We start from the raw sequence: 16,893 nt of genomic DNA, 5'->3' as shown, positions 1-16,893 counted from the left end.
TATGTCTTGCCCGGTCATTGAGCTGGCTCAGCAGCTTATTCGCCGCCCTTCCCTCAGCCCCGATGATGCGGGATGCCAGGCGTTAATGATTGAACGTCTGCGTGCGATTGGTTTTACCGTTGAACCGATGGATTTCGGCGATACCCAAAATTTCTGGGCCTGGCGCGGACGCGGCGAAACCCTGGCCTTCGCCGGTCATACCGATGTTGTCCCGGCGGGCGACGCTGACCGGTGGATTAACCCACCGTTTGAACCGACTATTCGCGACGGCATGCTGTTTGGCCGCGGTGCGGCGGACATGAAAGGCTCGCTGGCCGCGATGGTGGTCGCCGCCGAGCGTTTTGTCGCCCAGTACCCGAACCATAAAGGTCGGCTGGCCTTTTTGATCACCTCAGATGAAGAAGCCAGCGCCCACAACGGCACGGTGAAAGTCGTCGAAGCCCTGATGGCCCGCAAAGAGCGCCTCGATTACTGCCTGGTGGGCGAACCCTCCAGCACCGAAGTGGTCGGGGACGTGGTGAAGAACGGCCGCCGCGGCTCGCTAACCTGCAATTTAACCATCCACGGCGTGCAGGGCCACGTCGCCTACCCCCATCTGGCGGATAATCCGGTGCACCGCGCCGCGCCGATGCTCACCGAGCTGGTGGGAATCGAATGGGACAAAGGCAACGAGTTCTTCCCGCCGACCAGCATGCAGATTGCCAACGTCAAGGCGGGAACCGGCAGCAATAACGTGATTCCGGGCGACATGTTCGTTCAGTTCAACTTCCGCTTCAGCACCGAGCTGACCGACGAGATGATCAAAGCCCGGGTTGTAGAGCTGCTGGAAAAATACCAGCTGCGCTACACCCTCGACTGGTGGCTCTCCGGCCAGCCGTTCCTGACCGGCCGCGGTAAGCTGGTTGAAGCGGTGGTGAATGCCATTGAGCACTATAATGAGATCAAGCCGCAGCTGTTGACCAACGGCGGTACCTCCGACGGGCGGTTTATCGCTCGCATGGGAGCACAGGTGGTTGAGCTGGGGCCGGTGAATGCCACGATCCACAAAATTAACGAGTGCGTGAACGCCGCCGACCTGCAGCTGCTGGCGCGGATGTATCAACGGATCATGGAACAGCTGGTCGCCTGACAACATCGACAGATACCCTGAACGATGACGGGTATAAAAGAGGAAGCAGCATGGAATGGCTAAGTAAATACTGGTGGGTCCTGGTGTTAGTTTTTTTAGTGGGCGTCATGATTAACGTGATTAAGGACCTTAATCGCGTCGACCACAAAAAATTTCTCGCCAACAAGCCGGACCTTCCCCCCCATCGTGATTGCAACGATAAGTGGGATGATGACGACGACTGGCCGAAGAACGACTCGTCGAAGAAGTAGGTTCGACGCGCGGTCTCCCCGGTGAACGTCACCTCGCCGGGGGATCTCCCGGATAACGGCGTCATACGCCTTATCCGGGCCAGCTATCGCCCAATCACAGCAGCTCGATAATATCGTCATCTTTCGGCGTGCTGCCGCTTAACGCTTCGTCGAAATAGTGCTTCGGTACGGTATAGCGCAGACGCTCGAGCGCAAACTGCATGCTGCGATCGTCAATCGCGTGTCCCAAATCCTCAACGATATCCAGCGTCACGTCGCCACCGGCCTGCACCAGCGCCTCCTGCGCCGCGACGGCCCACGCCAGATCGATAACCCGATCCTCGCCGCCGTGGATCAGGTGCACGGTGGTCGCCGTTGTCGCCGACTGCGGCAGCGTGCCGTAGCGCCCGTTAAAGGCGATCACCCGCGAAGCCAGTCCCGGTTCGGCCTTGATGCTTTCCAGCGACATAATCGCCCCCTGCGAGAAGCCAATCAGCGCCGTTGCCTGCGCAGGCACGCCGCTTTGCTTCTGCCAGTAGCGCACCGTCTCAATAAAGGTCGGCATGATGGCGTCAATACGCGCCTGCCGGTTGTCCTCGGTCACCCCCTGCACGGAGAACCACTGACGGCCGGGTGCCGGGCCGCACGGCTCGGCGCCGCCGATACTGACGATTAACGCATCCGGGAACTGCGGCGCGAACAGGCTGCCGATTTGCCCCATTGCAACCGGATTATCACCGACGCCATGAAACAGCAACAGCAGCTGCTGAGCAGGTGTCACAGGGCTTTGAACAATAAAATGATCGTGTTTCATGGCTTTCTCCTTTGTCTACGCGGGCAGTTTACGCCGCAGATAAAATATGACCATGACATTTAACTGAATGAGTTAGTTAAAAAAATTGCAGTTGCTCAACCCGCTGACGCAGCTCATCGGCGCGGGCCGCATCCAGGCTGAACAGCGCCTGCCCCACCTCCTCGCGTAACCTTGCCAGCAGCGCTTTGCGTCCGGCAAGCTGCAGAGAAGCGCAGAGTTCGGCCTCATCCTGTCGTCGCAGGCGGGCGCGCAGAGCCGGAAGCGGCAGATCGACCCGCAGCAGCAGGCGGTTCAGGCAGCCAATCGTCGCCAGCAGCGGGCGGTGGGCAAAAGCAAACCCGGCGGCCTCGATCCAGTCCTCTTCCGTCAGCATAGCAGCCTCGGCAACCGGCAGCGGCAGCGCCTCTTCCCGCCATGCGCGCAGCCAATACTCATCGCGCCGCAGCCGCGCCAGCTCCTGCTGGCGTAAGCGGTGGCCCGCAGGCGTTAACGGATAGAGCGCCATCGCCGTATAGCAGCCGCTGCTCGCTTCACGGTGCGTACCGAGACGCACCAGCGTAAAGCCGCAGCGCTGCCAGAAGCGCCAGAGCTCAGCGGTATAGCCAAAGCTCACCGAGAGGTAGTCAAGCCCATCCGCCTCGGCCACGGCCTTCGCCACCAGCGCCTGGCCTAACCCTTCGCGCTGGCGCGACGGATGTACGGCAATGCGGCCGATCCGTCGCGCCACCAGCGTAGCGGCCAGCGGAGTGCCGCCGTGCGCCGCCAGCGACTGGGCCACCAGATTACCGCGCGGGCGGCGGTATCCCGCCCACACCGCCTGACTGAGAGCGGGGGCAAGAGCGCCCTCCTCTACCAGCCACAGCGCTCCGGCAACGTGGCTCCCGGCACGCGCGCAGATAAACCGCTGCCCGGGAGCGTCCATCATCCGGCGTAAATCCAGCGGCGACGTACGATAGTGTGCGCCGGAAAGGAGCTGATACATCGCCTCCGGCAGGGACGGCCGCAGCCGCCAGCTGGCCTGATGTACCGTTTCCAGCACCGCCTGGCCCTGCGGTGGATGCATAAAGGACTCATCACCAAATAGCAGCAGTTCGCTCACCAGCGCCTCCAGCGGGCAGCCGGGCGCCCAGCGAACGGGCGCAGAGAGGCTAAACTGGCGCAGCTGCGTGAAGCCAGAACAAAATTTAAGCAAAAAACCGCGACCGGTTCCTTCATACCCCTGTACGGTTGTGGTCAGCAGAGTACGCGGGAAGCGCGCCACCAGCCGGCGCAGCAGCGGCCCGGGAATGGCGGCCGCTTCGTCAACGATCAGCCACGAGGCGTTAACCTCGGACGCCAGCAGCGCGTCGGGGGCCATAAAACGGAAATGCTCCCCGGCAAACGCCGCGATAACGTCCGTGGCGCCGCGCGCGGGGGCGGTCACGATCGCATCGCCTCCCAGCTGTCGAATCAGCATTCCCGCCAGCGCCGATTTCCCCCGCCCGCGCTCGGCGGTTACCGCGGCAATGCCGGGAGGGAGAGCGGCCAGGTCGGCAAGGACGGCCGCCTGTTCGGCCTGGGGCCGGCCATCGGCTGGATGCCACAGAGGGCGAGGCGCGGCATCCGGCAGGCGCGGCGCCTCGCCCTGCCGCCAGACCAGCGCCTCTTTAGCCGCTGCGGCCAGCCGGCAAAAGCGCTGCACAAAGTTGGGGGTTGGGATGGGGTCCGGCGCATCGCTCCAGCGCAGCGAGTCCGCGTCCGGCTGCGTCGGCCAGCGTGCAAAAGGAGGGGTCAGCAGCACCAGCCAGCTTCCGGCGCGCAGCGTGCCGCACAGAGCGGCAAACGCCGCCACGTCGAAGCCGCTGCGGGCGTCAAAGAAAGCGTGCTGGTATTCGCGTCCGAGCAGAGACTTCAGGGCGCCGGGAGAACCCGAGGGCGCCGGCATCGGCTGGGGGGAGATCCACAGACCGTCCCCGGCCAGCCGTTCACGCAGCGCCAGCGCCTGCTGCAGGCACCACGCTTCGTCGCCGCTGAGCACCAGCAGGCGACGAATGCCCTGCTGCGCCATCCGGGCCGTCAGGTTAAGTAATTCATCCATTTACAGCGGCGATCAGAGCGCATTACCAAACGTATTGCACTGCGCCGGGTCTCCGCTGTCAAAACCGCGCTTAAACCAGGTATAGCGCTGCTGCGAAGTACCGTGGGTAAAGCTGTCCGGGACGATGCGCCCCTGGCTTTGCTGCTGCAGACGGTCGTCACCAATGGCCTCTGCGGCATTCAGCGCTTCCTGCAGATCGCCGGTTTCCATAACGTCCTGATTCTGCATGCTGTGACCCCAGACGCCGGCAAAGCAGTCGGCCTGCAGCTCCATTTTCACCGACAGGCGGTTAACTTCAGCCTGCGACGCGTGCTGCTGCAGCTGACGCACTTTGGATTCAATGCCCAGCAGCTTCTGCACGTGATGCCCGACCTCGTGAGCAATCACGTAGGCCTGAGCAAAATCGCCGTCCGCGCCGAGCTTGTTTTTCATCTCATCGTAGAACGAGAGATCGATGTAGACCGTGCTATCAGCCGGGCAGTAGAACGGCCCCATAACGGACTGGCCGGTACCGCAACCGGTCCGCGTCGCCCCGCGATAGAGCACCAGCTTCGGCTGCGGGTACTGACGGCCCATCTTTTGGAAGATAGCGCCCCAGGTATCTTCGGTATCCGCAAGAATCACCTTGGTAAACTTCGCGGCCTGCTCTTCCTGCGGGCTGACAGAGCGTTGGGTGGTGGTTTGCTGCTGTGAAACGGGCTCTCCGGTCAGCATGCCGGTCAAATCCACGCCGTAATAGCCCGCAACCAGCACGATAATCAGCAGGACGATACCGCCCTTCCCGCTGGGAAGACGGAAGCCACCGCCGCCTCCGCCCAGGGGCGAGCCGGAATCATTACGTCGATCTTCTACATTGTCGCTTTCGCGACGTCCTTGCCAGCGCATAGGCACCTCAATCCATCAAGTTGTCGAATATGAGAGATCGTAGGCGGTTCGGCGCAGGATTACCACTGGAAACAACAAGAAGAGCGCCAGAAGGTAGAGCTACCTTCTGGCGAAGGGAGGTTTAGTCGAGCTTAACGCCAAGGCGATGGGCCACTTCTTCGTAGGCTTCAATCAGGCCGCCGAGGCTCTGGCGGAAGCGGTCTTTGTCCATTTTATCGAGGGTATTTTTATCCCACAGGCGGCTGCCATCCGGCGAGAACTCATCGCCCAGCACCACTTCGCCTTTAAACAGGCCAAACTCCAGCTTGAAGTCGACGAGGATCAGGCCCGCGTCGTCAAACAGCTTTTTCAGCACATCGTTAGCTTTGAAGGTCAGCTCCTGCATGCGGGCCAGGTTCTTTTTATTCACCCAGCCGAACGTTTCGCAGTAGGACTCGTTGACCATCGGGTCGTGCATCGCGTCATTTTTCAGGAACAGGTCAAACAGCGGCGGGTTCAGCTCAATACCTTCTTCGATGCCCAGACGCTTAACCAGAGAGCCGGCCGCACGGTTGCGGACTACGCACTCAACCGGAACCATCTCCAGCTTTTTCACCAGGCACTCGGTGTCAGAAAGTAGCGCTTCCATCTGGGTCGGGATGCCGGCTTCTTCCAGCTTGCTCATAATGAAATGGTTAAACTTGTTATTCACCATCCCCTTACGATCGAACTGTTCAATGCGCGCGCCATCCCCTGCTGAAGTATCGTTACGGAACTCGAGTATCAGCAGGTCCGGGTTCTCGGTGCTGTAAACGGTTTTCGCTTTACCACGATACAACTCAGCTTGCTTGTTCATCTTTGTCACTCCAGTGAAGATATAGACGATAAAAATTGCGTTTTTCTGCCGACGCACACGTTTGCGTCACTATACAGAAAAAAGGGCCGGATTGCTCCAGCCCTGTTTATTACTTACCGAATGCGGCCTGGAATACGGCAACCAGCGCATCATTCTGCGACTGGGTCAGCGTATGACCTTTCGGGTCGATGAACTGCAGGCTGCTGCGGTTATCAAGATCGCCGACCTGCAGTTTGTAGTCACCTGAAACCAGCTGCGGATCGTGGGCACCCAGCTCCTGCCAGCTGCTGTCAGACAGCGGCTTGTAGGTCAGCGCCATGCTGCCCTGAGAGCGCGTGCTGTCGGTCACCTTCATGCCCGCTTTTTCCAGCGCGCCCGGCAGACGTTGCCACACGAGGTTAAACGGTGCGCGGACAACCAGCATCGGCAGACCGGTATCATCGGCAGCGCTCTGCACGTCGAAGGTCGCGCCGGCGTTTTTCTGCGCCGCGTTCTGAGCGCTGGTGGCGTTCATGTCCAGACCTTCGGAAATGACGTTCAGCATAGAGGTGCTGTAGCGCTGCAGCGATGCCGGATCGGATACCGGTTTCCCGGCCTGCTCGAGGTTAACCAGCTTCACCACCACCGCCTGCTGATAGCCCTGCGGTTTAACTGAGATTTGATAGCGACCACGGTACTGCTGGTCTTCATCGAGGCGACTCCACTCCACCCAGTCGGTGTTCAGCGTCTGGCTGGCATCGTCACGTTTGGTGATGACGTAGTTTTTTGACTGCAGGATGCTGGTGACCTGCGCCCACAGCGAACCGCTGCGGCTGTTTTCCACCATCAGCGTCGAAGTGTCGCCATTAAACTGAGTGCGTGCGCCGTTTACCAGGGCCAAAGGCTGGGCCGGTGGACGAATGTCCAGAGCTTTACCCACCGCGCCGGCGCTGGTCGCAACCGGAATATTATAATCGCCAACCTGAACCGGCAGGATCATCCCCGCAGGCGCGTGAAGCTCGCTGAGCGGCGTAGCTTGCAGGTAAACCTCGTCGCCGCTAACCTGACGCTTGTAGCGCGAATCCGAACTACAGGCCGCGAGAAGCAGGACCAATGAAACACCCGCAACCTTCGCCAGGCGCGACTTCTGTACTGAGTAAGCCATCAAATCTCCCTAAACTTTACAGCAGACCGGCATGCTTCAGCGCTGCGGTTACCGCCTTCTTACCTTCTTCGGTAATCGGCGTCATCGGCAGGCGCAGCGTATCGGTCGCCACAAGACCCAACGCCTTACATGCCCATTTCACGGGGATAGGGTTGGGTTCGACAAATAATTTTGTATGCAATGGCATCAGACGCTGGTTAATCGCCCGCGCTTCGGCAAATTGACCCGCCAGAGCCAGTCGGCACATGTCCGCCATTTCACGCGCCGCAGCGTTTGCGGTGACGGAAATCACGCCATGACCACCCAGCTGCATAAAGTCCATTCCGGTCGCGTCATCGCCGCTCAGCAGAATAAAGTCGTCTGAAACCAGCTCTTTGATCTGATGAACGCGACTTAAGTTCCCCGTCGCTTCCTTAATACCGATAATATTTTTTACTTCCGCCAGGCGGCCGACGGTTTCCGGCAGCATATCGCAGCCGGTACGGGACGGCACATTATACAGGATTTGCGGCAGGTCGGTGTGTTCTGCGATGGCTTTAAAGTGTTGGAACAGGCCTTCCTGGGTCGGGCGGTTGTAATAAGGGGTTACCGTCAGGCAGCCAACTACTCCGCTGTCGTTGAAACGCTGGGTCAGGCTGATCGCCTCTGCGGTTGCATTTGCACCGGTCCCCGCGATAACCGGGATACGCCCGTCGGCCAGCTCAAGCGTCATCATCACAACGTCGCCATGCTCTTCATGGCTCAACGTCGCGGACTCACCGGTAGTCCCTACCGAAACGATCGCCGAGGTTCCGCTGGCGACATGGTAATCAATCAGTTTTTTCAGGCTTGTCCGGCAGACGTTACCGTTTTCATCCATCGGCGTGACAAGCGCTACAATACTTCCCGTGAACATGGGCCATCCTCAGAGCAGAAGTGCGACAAGATTCTCAATGTTACGTTTGGTGCCGTAATAAAAGCAAGAGACCCGATGCCTTCAGGGATGTTGTATGCCGGTTTTTTTTATGCTTTCCTAATGTTACCTCACCTTTTTAAAGGAAGAACAGGTTTGACCGCCTCATTACAACACTATCTGGTTATTACCGCTTTGGGCGCTGACCGTCCCGGCATCGTGAATACGATCACCCGCCACGTCAGCAGCTGCGGCTGTAATATCGAAGACAGCCGGCTGGCCATGCTCGGTGACGAATTTACGTTTATCATGCTGCTTTCTGGTACGTGGAATGCGATTAACCTGATTGAATCGACCCTACCGCTGAAAGGTGCCGAGCTGGATCTGCTGATCGTGATGAAACGGACAACCGCTCGGCCGCCTCAGGCCATGCCAAACACCGTCTGGGTCCAGGTTGAGGTACCGGACTCGCCGCATATTATCGAGCGCTTCACCGCCCTGTTTGACGCGTGGAATATGAATATCGCCGAACTGGTTTCTCGTACCCAGATCGGCGGCGATGACGATTCAGCCCAACTCTTCATCCAGATATCGGCGCACAGTCCCGCTACGCAAAATGCATCAAATATCGAACAAGCGTTCAAAGCCCTATGTACAGAACTGAACGCACAAGGCAGTATTAACATCGTTAATTATTCACAGCATGATGAACAGGATGGAGTTTGAGTAATGAATCCACTGAAAGCCGGTGATATTGCACCGAAATTTAGCTTACCAGACCAGGACGGCGAGGAAGTAAATTTGACCGACTTCCAGGGACAGCGTGTTCTGGTTTATTTTTACCCGAAAGCCATGACCCCGGGCTGTACCGTTCAGGCCTGCGGCCTGCGCGATAATATGGATGACTTAAAGAAAGCGGGCGTTGAGGTACTGGGCATCAGTACGGATAAACCAGAAAAACTCTCCCGTTTCGCCGAAAAAGAGCTGCTGAACTTCACGCTGCTGTCTGATGAAAACCATCAGGTCTGCGAGCAGTTTGGTATCTGGGGCGAAAAATCGTTTATGGGGAAAACCTACGACGGTATTCACCGTATTAGTTTCCTGATTGATACAGATGGCAAAGTTGAACACGTGTTTGATAACTTCAAAACCAGCAATCACCACGACGTGGTGCTGAACTGGCTGAAAGAAAACGGTTAACGTTTTATTGAACGCGGGACGCCGGGGCATTTCACTGACCCGGCGTCCGTTTTAGCACTTTCGTTCGTCAAGCCGTCGCGCTACTTATCGTCTTCTACCACCAGTCCGTCCGGCCAGGCGTGCACCACCGCCTTGATTAAGGTCGCCAGCGGGATGGCAAAGAATACGCCCCAGAATCCCCACAGCCCGCCAAAGATAACCACCGACAGAATAATCACCAGCGGATGCAGGTTAACCGCTTCGGAGAACAGCACCGGCACCAGCAGGTTGCCATCCAGCCCTTGAATAATCAGGTATACCGCAAACAGGCTCCAGAACTCGGTGCCCGCGCCGAACTGAAACAGCGCCACGCCCACCACCGGGATGGTGACCACGAAGGCGCCGATGTAGGGGATCAGCACCGAGAACCCGACCAGCACCGCCAGCAGCAGCGAATAGTTGAGCCCAAAGAGGATAAAGCCGATCCACGTCGCCACGCCGACGACGATCATCTCCAGCACCTTACCGCGAATGTAGTTGGTGATTTGCTGATTCATCTCCTTCCACACCTGCCCTGCTAGCCCGCGGTTACGCGGCAGCACGCGGCGTACGGCGTTCAGCATCTGCTCTTTGTCTTTCAGCAGGAAGAAAACCATCAGCGGTACCAGCACCAGATAGACCGCCAGGGTCAATAAACCGACCAGCGAGGCCAGGGAGTACTTCACCACCGAATCGCCGACGGTCAGCATGCGGTTACGCATATTGTCAGCCATCGCGTCGATAATCCCGGCATCCATCAGCGCCGGATAGCGGCGCGGCACGGTGGCGGCAAAATCGGAGAGCTTATTCAGCATGCCCGGCATATCGCGAATCAGATAGATCCCCTGCTGCCAGGCGACGGGCATCACCACGAAGGCCATCAGCAGCAAAATACCGACAAACAGTATCAGAACGAACGACGTCGCCCAGGTACGCGATAGCCCCACGCGCTCGAGCCTGACGGTCGGCCACTCCAGCAGATAGGCCAGCACGATAGCCACCAGTAACGGCGCCAGCAGACCGCTGAAAAAGAACATAATGCCGAATCCAGCCAGCAAAATAACCAGCAGCGCTATCGCCTCCGGATCGCTGAACCGGCGTCGGTACCACTGTATTAACATCTCAAGCATAAACCCTTCCCTGAAGCGCAAAACTGCAACAACCCGAGGAATTGTATCTAAACGTCACAAAAAAGACTTCGCTTTTTATTAGCAAAACCACAAACATGACTTCCCGCAGCAATATCATATTTTCAACGGCGTCAACGACAGCTAAACTCGCAGGACAAGCGGAAATGGAACATTCCACCGCCCTACCGGTCAAACTGGCACATCCACATAAACAGGACAGAGGTTATGTTCAGGCAGTTAAAGAAAACGCTGGTGGCAACCGTGATAGCGTCGCTGACGCTGGGTTCGATTTTACCTGCTTTTGCTGACTCCGCAGATACCCTGCCTGATATGGGTACCTCTGCAGGAAGCACGCTTTCCATCGGTCAGGAGATGCAGATGGGGGATTACTACGTCCGCCAGCTGCGCGGCAGCGCTCCGTTGATTAACGACCCGCTGCTGGTGCAATACATTAACGGATTAGGTATGCGCCTGGTTTCGCACGCCAACTCGGTGCGAACCCCCTTCCACTTCTACCTGATCAATAACGACCAGATTAACGCCTTCGCCTTCTTTGGCGGCAACGTTGTGCTGCACTCGGCCCTGTTCCGCTACTCGGATACGGAGAGTGAGCTGGCGTCAGTCATGGCGCACGAAATTTCACACGTCACGCAGCGCCATCTCGCGCGCGCGATGGAAGACCAAAGGCGCAACGCCCCGCTGACCTGGGTTGGCGCGCTGGGCTCGATTCTGCTGGCGATGGCCAGCCCGCAGGCCGGTATGGCGGCCCTCACCGGCACGCTGGCCGGCACCCAGCAGGGGCTGATCAGCTTTACCCGCCAGAATGAAGAAGAGGCTGACCGCATCGGGATTCAGGTGCTGCAGCGCTCCGGATTCGATCCGCAGGCGATGCCGGCGTTTATGAGCAAGCTGCTCGACCAGTCGCGCTACTCCACCCGCCCGCCGGAAATGCTGCTCACCCACCCGTTACCGGAAAGCCGCCTGTCCGACGCCCGCAACCGCGCGAATCAGATGCGTCCGGTAGTGGTGCAATCATCGGCCGATTTTTATATGGCCAAGGCCAGAACGCTGGGGATGTATAACTCCGGGGACAATAAGCTCGGCAGCGACCTGCTCGATGCCTGGGCGAAAGGCAATATCCGCGAGCAGCACGCCGCGCAGTACGGCCACGCCCTGCTGGCGATGGGCAGCAATAACTACGATCTTGCGCGTAAAACCCTGCAACCTCTGCTGAGCGCCGATCCGCAAAATGCCTGGTATCTCGATCTGGCAACCGATATTGACCTTGGCCAGAAGAAAACGGCCGATGCGATTAACCGACTGAAAAACGCCCGCGAGATCCGCACCAACCCGGTACTGCAGCTGAACCTCGCTAACGCCTACCTGCAGGGCGGACAGCCGGCCGACGCGGCGAATATCCTTAACCGTTACACCTTTAATAATAAAGACGATGGCAACGGCTGGGACCTGCTGGCGCAGGCGGAAGCGGCCCTCGGTAATCGCGATCAGGAGCTGGCGGCCCGTGCGGAAGGAGTGGCGCTGGTCGGCCAGCTTACGCAGGCTATTTCGCTGCTCAGCAGCGCCAGTTCACAGGTGAAGTTGGGCAGCCTGCAGCAGGCTCGCTACGATGCGCGCATCGATCAGCTGCGCCAGCTGCAGGAACGATTCCGCCCATATCAAAAAATGTAAGGAGACCTCATGTCTGACGCGGTAAAAATTTACCATAACCCACGCTGCTCCAAGAGCCGCGACACCCTGAGCCTGCTGAAGGCTAACGGTATCGACCCTGAAGTGGTGCTCTATCTGGAGACGCCGCCGGATGCGGCGACGCTGCGCCAGCTGCTGAAAATGCTGGGTATGGTGAGCGCCCGTGAGCTGATGCGCCAGAAGGAAGATCTGTATAAGTCATTAGAACTTGCCGACCCTCAGCTCAGCGAGGATGCGCTTATTCAGGCGATGGTCGACAATCCGAAGCTGATTGAACGCCCTATCGTCGTCAGCCACGGCGAGGCGCGGATCGGCCGACCGCCGGAGCAGGTGCTGGATATCGTGAATTAAGCAAGATGCGCCATCGTCATGATGGCGCGGAACCCGCGCGGCTCGCTAGAGCTTGAGGATCTCTTTAACGAAGGGAATGGTCAGCTTGCGTTGGGCGGTAATAGAAGCGCGATCGAGCTGATCGAGCGTCATAAACAGCGAGCGCATTTCGCGATCCAGGCGCTTGAGCAGGAACCGGCAGACGTCTTCCGGCATTTCAAAACCGCGCAGCCGCGCGCGCAGCTGCAGCGCCTGCAGCTTGTCTTCATCGGATAACGGCTGCAGCTTATAGATTTGTCCCCAGTCGAGGCGCGATGCCAAATCCGCCAGGCCAAGATTGAGCTGACGCGGAGGGCTATCGCCGGTGATCAGCAGGCGGGTTTTGCCCGATTCCAGGATCCGGTTGTAAAGATTGAAGATTGCCATCTCCCACGGCTCATCGCCGGCCGCGCATTCGATATTATCGATACAAACCAGCGAAAGCTGCTCCATCCCCTCCAGCACTTCCGGAACAAACCACGTACGCTTATCCAGCGGAACGTAGCCCACCGCATCGCCGCGCTGGGAAAGCTCCGCACAGGCGGCATGTAGCAGGTGACTGCGCCCCGCGCCTTCACGCGACCAGATGTAGATGTACCCGCTATGCTCCTGCCGCAGAACGTTCTGTAAGGCAGCAAGAAGAGAAGGATTACCACCCGGCCAAAAACTCGCAAAAGTTTCATCGTCAGGAAGGTACAGTGGCAAGGAGAGCTGTGCCGGTGCGTTCAGATGGACCTCATCATAGACTGACAGAAAAACGCGGAGAGTTTATCACGAAGTCTGCCGTGAGAGAACCGGGCGGGATCGCCACCCGGTTGGAGGATCAGCGTTTTGCCTCGGCTTCATCAACCGCATCAGCCGCGTCCAGAACCACCTCTTCCGGACGCAGGACGCTAATTAATTTGAAGATCAGGCTCAGGGCGACGCCAACGATCGTGGCCAGCGCCATGCCTTTCAGCTCCGCCGCGCCGATGTGCACCTTCGCGCCGCTGACGCCAATGATCAAAATCACCGAGGTCAGAATCAAATTCTGCGCCTTGTTGTAATCGACCTTGGATTCGATCAGCACGCGGATACCCGAGGCGCCGATCACCCCGTACAGCAGCAGCGATACGCCGCCCATTACCGGCAGCGGGATGATCTGAATGGCTGCCGCCAGCTTGCCGACGCAGGAGAGCAGAATGGCGATAATCGCCGCCCCGCCGATAACCCAGGTACTGTAGACGCGGGTAATCGCCATCACGCCAATGTTTTCACCGTAGGTCGTGTTGGGCGTCGAGCCGAAGAAGCCGGAGATCATCGTCGACAGGCCGTTGGCAAACATCGAGCGGTGCAGGCCGGGATCGCGGATCAGATCCTTTTTAACAATATTCGCCGTCACCACCAGATGCCCCACGTGCTCGGCAATCACCACCAGCGCGGCGGGCAGGATGGTGAAAATCGCAAACCACTCAAAGCGCGGCGTGTAGAAGGTCGGCAGCGCAAACCAGTGCGCCTCGGCGATGGGAGTGGTGTCGACAACGCCCATCACGAAGGAGAGCGCGTAGCCCACCAGCACGCCGATAAGAATCGGGATGATGGCCATGAAACCGCGGAACAGCACCGAACCGAAGACAGTCACCGCCAGCGTCACCATCGAGATAATAATGGTTTTGCTATCGGGAGACTGCCCGTCAGCGGGCAGCAGGCCGGCCATATTCGCCGCAACGCCGGCCAGCTCAAGGCCGATAACCGCGACGATAGCCCCCATGGCCGCCGGCGGGAACATCACGTCCAGCCAGCCGGTGCCAGCCTTTTTAACAATAAAGGAGACGATGCAGAACAGCACGCCGCACATAATAAAGCCGCCCAGCGCAACCTCGTAACCCAGCGGGAGCAGCAGCAGAACCGGGGAGATAAACGCAAAGCTCGATCCCAGATAGGCCGGAATTTTGCCCTTACAGATAAACAGGTACAGCAGCGTGCCGATACCGTTAAACAGCAGAACGGTAGCCGGGTTGATGTGAAACAGGACTGGCACCAACACCGTAGCGCCAAACATGGCGAACAGATGTTGCAAACTTAGCGGGATTGTCTGTAAAAGCGGCGGTCTTTCACTCACCCCGATTGCGCGGCGCGTCATAGTGTTTTCCTCTGAGTGTCGTTTATTAGTTGTTGTTGGCGTGTTTGATTCAAAAAAAAGCCGACTCTTAAAGTCGGCTTCTTATTAATGCTTCAATTACTTGGTACCAAAAATCTTATCGCCGGCATCGCCGAGGCCGGGAATAATATATCCGTGCTCGTTGAGGCCCTGGTCAATGGACGCGGTGTACATCTCGACGTCCGGGTGCGCTTTCTCCAGCGCGGCAATCCCTTCCGGAGCGGCAACCAGAACCAGCACCTTGATGCTGGAGCAGCCCGCTTTTTTCAGCAGGTCGATAGTGGCGATCATCGAACCGCCGGTTGCCAGCATCGGGTCAACCACCAGCGCCATACGTTCGTCGATATTGGATACCAGCTTCTGGAAGTAAGGCACCGGCTCAAGGGTTTCTTCATTACGGTAGATCCCAACGACGCTGATGCGCGCGCTCGGAACGTGTTCCAGAACGCCTTCCATCATGCCGAGGCCGGCGCGCAGAATAGGTACGACGGTGATTTTCTTACCTTTGATCTGCTCAACTTCGACCGGGCCATTCCAGCCTTCGATGGTGACCCTTTCGGTCTCCAGGTCGGCGGTGGCTTCATAAGTTAGTAAGCTACCAACCTCTGAGGCGAGTTCACGGAAGCGTTTGGTGCTGATGTCGTGCTCACGCATCAGGCCCAGCTTGTGTTTGACGAGTGGGTGTTTCACTTCCACAATCTTCATTCTCTTTCTCCTCTGAGGGGCAGCCACAAAAAAAATCGCGGGATTATACCGCTTTTTCCCATTTGCGCCATAGCCGATATGTTTGACCGGGATCAACCAAAATGCTTTGCGCTGCCTGAGCCAGTATAAATCAAAATAAAAAAACCCCGCGCAGGCGGGGTTTCACGGGGCTTCAGGCCGGTTTAAAGCGTTTCGCCGTTGCTGCCGATAACCTGCTGATACCAGGCAAAAGATTTCTTGCGGCTGCGGGCCAGGGTCCCGTTGCCTTCGTTATCTTTATCGACGTAGATAAAACCGTAACGCTTTTTCATCTCGCCGGTTCCGGCGGAGACCAGATCGATACAGCCCCACGGGGTGTAGCCCATCAGGTCAACGCCGTCCTCAACGACCGCTTTTTTCATTTCCGCGATATGGGCGGAGAGATAGTCGATGCGGTACTGGTCGTCTACCGTGCCGTCAGCTTCGCGCACGTCGATTGCGCCAAAGCCGTTTTCGACAATAAACAGCGGCAGCTGATAGTGATCCCAGAACCAGTTCAGCGAGTAGCGCAGCCCAACCGGGTCAATCTGCCAACCCCAGTCCGATTTTTGCACGTACGGGTTGGAGACCAGGCTCTTCGTCTCATCATAATCCAGTCGCGGATTATCCTCGGTGGCCTTGGTGGCGAACGACATATAGTAGCTGAAGCCAATATAGTCGACGCAGCCTTCGCTCAACGCCACGCGATCTTCGTCGGTGATATCCAGCGCAAAACCGCGGCGCGCAAAGTAGTTAAGCAGATGCTGAGGGTACTTACCGCGCACGTGAACATCGGTGAACCAGTAGCGGCGGTGCATGGCGTTCATCGCCATCATCATGTCATCAGGCGCGCAGGAGAGCGGATAAATCGGGCACATCGCAATCATGCAGCCGACCTGCAGCGCCGGGTTAATCTCCCGCGCGGCTTTCACCGCCAGGGCGCTGGCAACCAGCTCGTAGTGCGCGGCCTGATACATCACCGGCTCGCGATCCTCACCCGGCAGGAACTTCAGCCCCGAGTTGGTGAACGGCGCAAAGTCTTCATGGAAGTTTGCCTGGTTGTTGATCTCGTTAAAGGTCATCCAGTACTTCACCTTATGCTGATAGCGCTTAAACACCACCTGCGCAAAGCGCACGAAGAAATCAATCAGCTTACGGTTGCGCCAGCCGCCGTATTCGCGCACGAGGTGGTAAGGCATCTCAAAGTGGGAGAGCGTAATAACCGGCTCAATCCCGTGCTTCAGGCACTCGTCGAACAGATCGTCATAGAACTGCAGCCCGGCTTCGTTCGGCTCCAGCTCATCGCCCAGCGGGAAAATACGCGTCCAGGCAATAGAGGTACGAAAGCATTTGAAGCCCATTTCCGCAAACAGCTGAATGTCATCTTTATAGCGATGATAAAAATCAATCGCCTCATGGTTCGGGTAATTTTTACCCGCCAGCACGCCGTCGGTAATTTCACGCGCCACGCCGTGGGCGCCAGCGGTCATCACGTCGGCAACGCTCGCGCCTTTGCCGCCCTCCTGCCAGCCCCCTTCCAGCTGATGCGCCGCGACCGCGCCGCCCCACAGAAAACCTTCTTTAAATCCAGACATGTTCT

The 16,893-nt window shown here is 58.1% G+C and carries 17 protein-coding genes; 6 read left to right on the top strand and 11 right to left on the bottom strand.

Annotated elements, in window-relative coordinates:
* The first annotated feature begins 1 nt into the window (after position 1).
* Complete coding sequence (dapE, locus tag GO007_RS12555) at positions 2-1,129, top strand: succinyl-diaminopimelate desuccinylase (RefSeq protein WP_095100379.1); 1,128 nt, start codon at positions 2-4, stop codon at positions 1,127-1,129.
* Between the two features lie 50 nt (positions 1,130-1,179).
* Positions 1,180-1,380, top strand: coding sequence for a YpfN family protein (locus tag GO007_RS12550; RefSeq protein WP_095100377.1), 201 nt, complete (start codon positions 1,180-1,182; stop codon positions 1,378-1,380).
* Between the two features lie 94 nt (positions 1,381-1,474).
* Here GO007_RS12550 and ypfH read toward each other — a convergent pair whose 3' ends face one another.
* From ypfH to dapA, 6 genes are all read right to left on the bottom strand, one after another.
* A complete protein-coding gene (gene ypfH / locus GO007_RS12545) occupies positions 1,475-2,173 on the bottom strand; it encodes an esterase (protein ID WP_095100374.1) in 699 nt (232 codons plus the stop codon).
* Positions 2,174-2,249: 76 nt separating this feature from the next.
* On the bottom strand, positions 2,250-4,250 hold the full coding sequence (locus GO007_RS12540) for a tRNA(Met) cytidine acetyltransferase TmcA (RefSeq protein WP_095100373.1): 2,001 nt from the start codon (positions 4,248-4,250) through the stop codon (positions 2,250-2,252).
* Between the two features lie 12 nt (positions 4,251-4,262).
* Entirely contained in the window at positions 4,263-5,135 is an 873-nt protein-coding gene (gene ypfJ, locus GO007_RS12535) for a KPN_02809 family neutral zinc metallopeptidase (RefSeq protein WP_095100370.1), read from the bottom strand.
* 121 nt (positions 5,136-5,256) lie between these two features.
* Entirely contained in the window at positions 5,257-5,970 is a 714-nt protein-coding gene (gene purC / locus GO007_RS12530) for a phosphoribosylaminoimidazolesuccinocarboxamide synthase (RefSeq protein ID WP_095100368.1), read from the bottom strand.
* A 109-nt stretch (positions 5,971-6,079) separates the two neighbouring features.
* On the bottom strand, positions 6,080-7,114 hold the full coding sequence (gene bamC / locus GO007_RS12525) for an outer membrane protein assembly factor BamC (protein ID WP_095100366.1): 1,035 nt from the start codon (positions 7,112-7,114) through the stop codon (positions 6,080-6,082).
* A 16-nt stretch (positions 7,115-7,130) separates the two neighbouring features.
* Positions 7,131-8,009 (bottom strand): 4-hydroxy-tetrahydrodipicolinate synthase, encoded by an 879-nt coding sequence (dapA, locus tag GO007_RS12520; protein WP_095100364.1) that lies wholly within the window; start codon positions 8,007-8,009, stop codon positions 7,131-7,133.
* Between the two features lie 153 nt (positions 8,010-8,162).
* Here dapA and GO007_RS12515 point away from each other — a divergent pair, with 153 nt between their 5' ends.
* Entirely contained in the window at positions 8,163-8,732 is a 570-nt protein-coding gene (locus GO007_RS12515; RefSeq protein ID WP_189339873.1) for a glycine cleavage system transcriptional repressor, read from the top strand.
* A 3-nt stretch (positions 8,733-8,735) separates the two neighbouring features.
* Positions 8,736-9,206, top strand: a complete 471-nt coding sequence (bcp, locus tag GO007_RS12510; protein ID WP_041146681.1) for a thioredoxin-dependent thiol peroxidase — start codon at positions 8,736-8,738, stop codon at positions 9,204-9,206.
* A gap of 80 nt (positions 9,207-9,286) precedes the next feature.
* Here the strand turns inward: bcp and GO007_RS12505 are convergent, their stop codons facing one another.
* A complete protein-coding gene (locus GO007_RS12505; protein WP_095100360.1) occupies positions 9,287-10,354 on the bottom strand; it encodes an AI-2E family transporter in 1,068 nt (355 codons plus the stop codon).
* Positions 10,355-10,579: 225 nt separating this feature from the next.
* Between GO007_RS12505 and bepA the strand changes: the two genes are divergently transcribed.
* Entirely contained in the window at positions 10,580-12,043 is a 1,464-nt protein-coding gene (gene bepA, locus GO007_RS12500; protein WP_095100358.1) for a beta-barrel assembly-enhancing protease, read from the top strand.
* 9 nt (positions 12,044-12,052) lie between these two features.
* Positions 12,053-12,412, top strand: a complete 360-nt coding sequence (gene arsC, locus GO007_RS12495; protein WP_041146684.1) for an arsenate reductase (glutaredoxin) — start codon at positions 12,053-12,055, stop codon at positions 12,410-12,412.
* A gap of 45 nt (positions 12,413-12,457) precedes the next feature.
* On the opposite strand, the gene GO007_RS12490 is transcribed toward arsC, so the two are convergent.
* The 4 genes from GO007_RS12490 to GO007_RS12475 form a co-directional block, all read right to left on the bottom strand.
* Complete coding sequence (locus tag GO007_RS12490; RefSeq protein WP_217698328.1) at positions 12,458-13,159, bottom strand: DnaA inactivator Hda; 702 nt, start codon at positions 13,157-13,159, stop codon at positions 12,458-12,460.
* 94 nt (positions 13,160-13,253) lie between these two features.
* Positions 13,254-14,552 (bottom strand): uracil permease, encoded by a 1,299-nt coding sequence (gene uraA / locus GO007_RS12485; protein ID WP_095100356.1) that lies wholly within the window; start codon positions 14,550-14,552, stop codon positions 13,254-13,256.
* Between the two features lie 96 nt (positions 14,553-14,648).
* A complete protein-coding gene (gene upp, locus GO007_RS12480) occupies positions 14,649-15,275 on the bottom strand; it encodes a uracil phosphoribosyltransferase (protein WP_095101327.1) in 627 nt (208 codons plus the stop codon).
* 182 nt (positions 15,276-15,457) lie between these two features.
* Positions 15,458-16,888: a 6-phospho-beta-glucosidase gene (locus tag GO007_RS12475; RefSeq protein WP_095100354.1), complete on the bottom strand. Its 1,431-nt coding sequence runs from the start codon at positions 16,886-16,888 to the stop codon at positions 15,458-15,460.
* Between the last annotated feature and the right edge of the window lie 5 nt (positions 16,889-16,893).

The sequence above is a fragment of the Klebsiella sp. 10-1 genome (genome assembly GCF_009758445.1).
GTDB classification, from domain to species: Bacteria; Pseudomonadota; Gammaproteobacteria; order Enterobacterales; family Enterobacteriaceae; genus Klebsiella; species Klebsiella scottii.
Note: the sequence above shows the minus strand (reverse complement) of the source record. Positions and strands in the feature narration are given on the sequence as shown.